This is a genomic window from Limosilactobacillus panis DSM 6035 (genome assembly GCF_001435935.1).
GTDB classification, from domain to species: Bacteria; Bacillota; Bacilli; order Lactobacillales; family Lactobacillaceae; genus Limosilactobacillus; species Limosilactobacillus panis.
The window spans coordinates 1-4,160 of record NZ_AZGM01000050.1 but is presented as its reverse complement, the minus strand read 5'-3'; the positions used below and the strand labels follow the sequence as shown (position 1 = coordinate 4,160).

Annotated in this window: 4 protein-coding genes; 3 read left to right on the top strand and 1 reads right to left on the bottom strand. The window is 48.0% G+C overall.

Going from position 1 to position 4,160, the window contains the following annotated elements:
* Nucleotides 1–49: 49 nt before the first annotated feature.
* A complete protein-coding gene (locus FD32_RS03580) occupies nucleotides 50–1,726 on the bottom strand; it encodes an NFACT RNA binding domain-containing protein (RefSeq protein ID WP_047769418.1) in 1,677 nt (558 codons plus the stop codon).
* A gap of 210 nt (nucleotides 1,727–1,936) precedes the next feature.
* Between FD32_RS03580 and FD32_RS03575 the strand changes: the two genes are divergently transcribed.
* The 3 genes from FD32_RS03575 (at nucleotide 1,937) to FD32_RS03565 (ending at nucleotide 3,952) form a co-directional block, all read left to right on the top strand.
* Nucleotides 1,937–2,812, top strand: a complete 876-nt coding sequence (locus FD32_RS03575) for a DegV family protein (RefSeq protein ID WP_047769420.1) — start codon at nucleotides 1,937–1,939, stop codon at nucleotides 2,810–2,812.
* A complete protein-coding gene (locus tag FD32_RS03570) occupies nucleotides 2,812–3,435 on the top strand; it encodes a hypothetical protein (RefSeq protein ID WP_047769422.1) in 624 nt (207 codons plus the stop codon). The genes FD32_RS03575 and FD32_RS03570 overlap by 1 nt, the downstream gene beginning before the upstream one ends.
* 61 nt (nucleotides 3,436–3,496) lie before the next feature.
* Nucleotides 3,497–3,952: a DUF441 domain-containing protein gene (locus tag FD32_RS03565; protein ID WP_047769424.1), complete on the top strand. Its 456-nt coding sequence runs from the start codon at nucleotides 3,497–3,499 to the stop codon at nucleotides 3,950–3,952.
* The last annotated feature ends 208 nt before the right edge of the window (nucleotides 3,953–4,160 follow it).

Genomic DNA, 4,160 nt, shown 5'->3' with positions numbered 1-4,160 from the left:
TACTTGGCGGCGATTCTGATTCGCCTGAAATAAAGTTTTCAGACGGACCCTAGTTATTCAACTTATGTGGCGTTACGTATAAAGTTTTCTGCCCGCGAAAAGTAACGAAACCGGGCTTAGCACCGTTAGGCTTATGAAGACGTTTGACCGGCAGGTAGTCAACGGGCACGTTATCAGAATCGCGTCCCTTTGAGAAGTAGGCCGCTAGCTGAGCTGCCTCCAGGATGGTCTGGTCACTCGGGTGGGTATCACGAATCACGACGTGGGAACCAGGGATGTCCTTGACGTGCAGCCAGATTTCATTCTTGTTAGCGGTCTTGAAACTTAGTCGGTCGTTTTGCAGGTTGTTTTTGCCAACGAGAACGAGGGTACCATCACTAGTGTGGAATTGTTCAGGCTTACTTACCCGGACCTTGCGTCGCTTACCCTTATGCTTGTTCTTGATATATCCTTCCTGCTGTAGTTCCAGGCGGATTTCCTGAATGTCAGATGGCGAGGCGAGGTCGATTTGGTTCTGAATGTTTTCAAAGTATTTGATTTCCGCGTTAGTTAGCCCCAGCTGTTTGTTGACATAAGCCACGGAACTCTTTAACTTATCATACTTGGTAAAGTATTTCTGGGCGTTTCGTGATGGGGAAAGCTCGGGGTAGAGGTCGATTTTAAGGGGCTTGTTGTCATTGTAGAAGTTGGGGAGGGTGATTTCCTTCATCCCGTGCTTCAGCTTACCAAGGTAAGTGGTCAGAATCTCGCCGCGAATCCGGTACTTGTCCGCTTCACTGGCGTCTTCAAGCTGCTTATTAAGTTTCTTAACCTTGCGCCGATCCTTCTTAAGTTCGTTCTTAATGACCTTGATTACCTGTCCGGCCAGTTCCTTAGAGCGGTCCTGCTGGGCCTTCTGGGCATAGTAACTATCGAGCATTTCGGACAGTGTTGAAAAGTGCTGGATGGCGTTTTCGTCAGCCCCAACTGGTGGGAAGGCCATGAACTGTTTTTTCTTACCATCGATGATAACGGGGTCCGGGTTATCAAAACGGTGAATAAACTGCTGGTAAGTAGTTGGGAGGTGGTCACTTGCTAGGAGCCGGTTTGCCAGGTCTAAGGACGTGTCATGACCCAGCCCTTCATAATGGCCTTGCAATTGTTTGGCGAGGTCTCTAGGGGCAGAGAACTCCCGGACCAGGTCACTGTAAAGCTGGTTAGGCAGGTAGGGATTAGCCTTATCCTGTTTCGGCGGCATGACAAAAGTTGCCCCGGGCAAAAGGAGACGGACGCGGTTCTGGTCAGAACCGACGTGCTTAATGGTATCAATAATCTTGCCCGTCTTATCATTGACCAGGGAGATGTTACTGTGCCGGGCCATGATTTCACTAACTAAGATGAGTTTCTGGCTGTCGCCCAGTTCATCGCGGGTATTAAAGATGAGACGAATGATCCGGTCGTTTCCGACTTGTTCAATCTTTTCCAGAACGGCACCGTCAAGGTATTTACGCAACGTCATCGTGAAGTTGGTAGGTACAGCAGGATTCGTGAACGGCACTGTCGTGATTTGAATCCGGGGATAGGTTGGGTTGGCTGAGATTAACAGGGAATAGTTATGCCGTTGGGCCCGAATAGTTATAATCAACTCAGCAGGGTAAGGCTGGCTGATTCGAGCGACCCGGCCGGTCTTTAAAGTCGTATTTAGTTCGTGCACTATGGCATGGGTGAAGAAGCCATCGAAAGACATTGTAATTACTCCTTTACTTTTTACGTTCATTAAAAAGGCGGTATTAATTATAACGTTTTTACCGGTGAAGCGCCAAGCCAAAGCCCTTCTTCGGGTGAAACAATAGTTGGTTTATGACTGCTCTTGTGGTATGCTTCTTATATTATGGATATTTTCTAATATCACTTGCAATTATTCTATTAAATTTATAACGACTTGGAGGAAGATAAGATGAAAATTGCTGTTGTTACGGACAGCACCGCCAACATCACTCCTGAAGAGGCGGCGAAAAGCAACATTCATGTTGTTCCAATTCCGTTTTCGATTGATGGGAAAAACTTCCGTGAAGGAGTCGACATTTCAACTAGTGACTTCTATCAATTGCTGAAGACTTCGAGTTCTTTTCCAAGTACTTCCCAGCCATCGATTGGTCAAATGATGGAACTCTACCAGAAACTGGCCGATGACGGCTACGATGCGGCTATCAGTATCTTTTTGACTGGTTCCATCTCCGGCTTTCTGGGTAACGTCGCCCAAATTGCCGAAGAAATGAAGGATACGATTAAGATTATCCCGTTTGACTGTCACATTACCTCTGAACCGATGCACTACGTTGTCTTGGAGGCGGCCAAATTGGTTCGCGAACACGAAAATCCGGACGAGGTCATCGCTAAGTTACGGACCTTAAGTGATACGATTAACGATTTATTCGTGGTTGATGACCTGCAGAACCTGGTTCGGGGCGGCCGACTTTCTAACGCCTCCGCCTTTGTGGGATCGATCCTGAAGATTAAGCCTCTTCTGTCGTTCGATAATCCCAATCACTCAATTGAGGCCTTTGAAAAGGTGCGTTCGATGAAGAAGGCAAAACTGCGGTGTGAACAGATCTTCAACGAGAAGTTAGCCAAGGTTGATTACCCAGTACGGGGAATGGTGATTCACGCTAATGACAAAGAGGCTGGGCAAAAGTGGCTGGATAAACTGCAGGCTGAACACCCTGATATTGACTTCACACTAGGTTACTTCGGCCCTGTGATTGGCACTCACCTTGGACAGGGTGCCTTAGCCCTAGCCTGGATGCAGGATACTACTAAGAAGCCCTTGTAATGGATATGAAGAAGAACTGGCTAAAATATGCAGGAATGATTATCATCGCTGCCGTCCTCACTATTTTGGTGGGGATTAACAGCTTTCGGATCGTTGCCCCCACGGGAGTACTAATTGCCCCATTGGCTGGGTTGATTCCCGTGGCAGTTACCATTGCTATCGGGACCGTCTCTGGAATTATTACGGCCGTGGGTGCTTGTTTTATCTTATTGTTGTTGGGGGATGCGGACTGGTTGATGTTAGCCAACTTCGTTCTCATTACGGCCATGGTTGGCTGGATTATCGGCTGGCGGTTACCACTGCGGCAAAAGGTAAGTCACCAGCAGCTGATTTGGTTAGCGCTGGGCGCGGCCATCGCGGAGGCGGTCCTAAACCTTATTTTCGTCGGTCTCGTCGGCTGGCAAACGGGAGGTAACTGGTTGGCCTTTATTCGACTGGACCTGGTGGCCACTATTCTGACGGCATTGCTGTATGCTGTTTTGACAGCGCCATTGGCAATGGTATTCCGCTGGCTTGTCCGGCAGATTTTGCCAGATGATAATCACCCGGATAAGCCTCAAGGGCCCGTCGAAATCAACTTGAGTGAGCATAGTAAAAAGAATAAAGAAAAGGGTGGAAAATAATTTTCCTCGGCATGTCTACCTAGCCGGGAAGATATTTCCCGCCTTTTGTTTGGAGGATGAAATGGAGAGTTGGTTATTTTTAGGGGTCGTCTTACTGATTGCCCTGTTTGGCAAAAACATGTCACTGGTGATTGCAACGGTTGTTGTGATGGCCCTTAAGCTCTTGCCAATGACTGCTAAGTGGTTGCCGGTTATCCAGAACCGGGGAATTAACTGGGGCGTAACGATTATTTCCGTGGCCATCCTGATACCAATCGCTACCGGTCAGATTACCTTCAACGACCTCTTCAAGGCCTTTCGAACGCCGGCGGGCTGGATTGCAATTGCAGCAGGAATCGCGGTTGCCATCCTTTCTAAATACGGAATCAACCAACTGGCGGCGGTTCCCCAGGTGACGGTGGCGTTGGTCTTGGGAACCATCATTGGCGTGGTTGTCTTCAAGGGGGTTGCCGCAGGACCGGTGATTGCCAGTGGGATGACTTACTGCATTGTGAGTTTACTGAATTTACATTTTTAAAGCATGGAAGCTGAAAAACTTTGAAGTGCGCTTTTGACCGTAATGGACTTGCTTTGTGGCGCTAGATAGGTTTTTCCGCGACTACTGTATAATATTCAAAAAATGAAAAAGTGGGTTGGGAAAAATTACATTTTTCCCAACCCACTATTATGGTGCGCCCGGCATGGGTATTAGCTAGGTGGTGAAAGTCCACTATGGGCCGTAGTAG

What these genes read in the sequence shown, in the direction of transcription:
- FD32_RS03575 (WP_047769420.1), top strand. Translation starts at nt 1,937, where the DNA reads ATGAAAATTGCTGTTGTTACGGACAGCACCGCCAACATCACTCCTGAA.
- FD32_RS03565 (WP_047769424.1), top strand. Translation starts at nt 3,497, where the DNA reads ATGGAGAGTTGGTTATTTTTAGGGGTCGTCTTACTGATTGCCCTGTTT.
- FD32_RS03580 (WP_047769418.1), bottom strand. Translation starts at nt 1,726, where the DNA reads ATGTCTTTCGATGGCTTCTTCACCCATGCCATAGTGCACGAACTAAAT.
- FD32_RS03570 (WP_047769422.1), top strand. Translation starts at nt 2,812, where the DNA reads ATGGATATGAAGAAGAACTGGCTAAAATATGCAGGAATGATTATCATC.